The organism is Sporosarcina contaminans (assembly GCF_042679045.1).
GTDB classification, from domain to species: Bacteria; Bacillota; Bacilli; order Bacillales_A; family Planococcaceae; genus Sporosarcina; species Sporosarcina contaminans.
The window spans coordinates 1-1,699 of record NZ_JBHTLT010000068.1; the positions used below are offsets into that span (position 1 = coordinate 1).

The 1,699-nt window shown below is 36.8% G+C and carries 2 protein-coding genes; one reads left to right on the forward strand and one right to left on the reverse strand.

Translation table 11 applies throughout. From position 1 onward, the window contains the following. The coding region (locus ACFQ38_RS11410) for a hypothetical protein (protein ID WP_381480985.1) at positions 1 to 460 on the forward strand (460 nt) is incomplete at its 5' end. Between the two features lie 40 nt (positions 461 to 500). Here the strand turns inward: ACFQ38_RS11410 and ACFQ38_RS11415 are convergent. Then, a complete protein-coding gene (locus ACFQ38_RS11415) occupies positions 501 to 1,259 on the reverse strand; it encodes a hypothetical protein (RefSeq protein ID WP_381480987.1) in 759 nt (252 codons plus the stop codon). Positions 1,260 to 1,699: the final 440 nt, after the last annotated feature.

Genomic DNA, 1,699 nt, shown 5'->3' on the forward strand with positions numbered 1-1,699 from the left:
AAAAGCCGATGAGCATGAGGATGTCACACCGGAATGTCACACCAAAGATGCTCCTGCTAATACTCAAAAATCTATTAATAATACATTAGATACTGGAATAGCAGATTCAGCGGAAAAAGAAGTAGTCAAGAGTGTGGAAGAAGTAAAGGCAGATATTAAGCGTGGATTACGTGACAAGATGCCTGCATATCTTTATGACATCATGGCTCCATATTTTGATTTGGACGACCTTTACAGAGCCTATGGCACGCTATTAAGGGGTAAGGCATCCATAGACAAAACGATAATGTTTGAAAGCAATGAGGGGCTGTTTACGGATGCTGTACTGTCTGTCATTAATGCATATAAAAGGGGAGTAGTACGCAATTTGTTTGCTGTATTGTTTACTGCAGCAAAAGATACTACGGCCCAGATTTATAGACAGCAAAATTATAACGTTCCTAATTGGTTGTTGTGGTGAAATAAAAAAAGCCACTCCACAATTGGGAATGGCCATCATATTACTTATCCAACAATCTCTTATAAGCAGTTACTGCCTTTGTTAAATGCTCATTGCTTTCATTGATAAGGCTGTCGACTTCTGCATTCAGTACTTCTTCCGTTGTTTTTTTCAATAATATAGATTCGGCAGCTTCAACACGTTTATTGATAGCGTTCTTTAAACCAGATTTCACTTCATCAATATCGTTCTTATCACCTGCATCTAATTCCGAAGGTGTTTCCGATTCATCAATCTGTTTAACAACGCTATTTGATAGACTGATCATCAATTCAACATCGGCTTTAAAGGATGATAAGTCACCATTAGCAGCCAATCTGTCTAAAGGTTCAATCATGTAATATTCCCAATTTGTATCGATGTTTGATGTCACACTTCGAACCAACGGATCGAATGTTTCGTCCATGTATGTTTTTAGGGAACCAGTCTTATCAACTGTAGTTGGTTTTGGATCTGACTTCGCAACATTTTTATTCTCTTGGTTTCCAACTGTGGAAGATGTGGCCGAACTTTTAGCTGCATTCTTTTCAAAATCCTCACGAATGGATGATTCTTTCTTCGGTGTGTTCGAAACAACTTCATCGTTAGTAGGTGTAAGTATAATAAAGATAACCATTAATACAAATGAAACACCTAAATACATAAGTGTTTTTTTATTCTTCGTTTTATTCTTTTTTGCGAATTGGACAATTGCTATGATTAAAAAGACGAGGAATGCTAATGTGAATAAACCCCCGAGCGCAGAAAATAAAGTACTCAATATGAAGCCCCTCCCATTTATTAATATGTGTATATCATAGTACAAATGGAAGGGTTTGGCTATTGAGTAATTGCATATAAATGTGAAGGACTTTTTAACCCTTTGTCGTATATAGGCATAAAAGGGGTGGAATCTATGGAGAGATACATAGTCGAAATGAAATTTACCAATGGTTTATATGGTGACATCGCAACCGACAGGAATATATTAAAACTCATTCCGGTGTCAATTCGTGGATCGCACTTGATGATTTCACAGACGCATTATCGTGTTAATCCATTGGATATCGAACGCTTAGAGGTAAGAAAGGGAGGGAGATTATTGGGGTATGCCTTCCACATGAATAAAACAGCCACCAACTCGAAATGAGAAGGTGGCTGACTGTTTATGTTTGTTAATATATGGAATTAATTATTTGTATTTGTGTAAAGTTAGTTGTA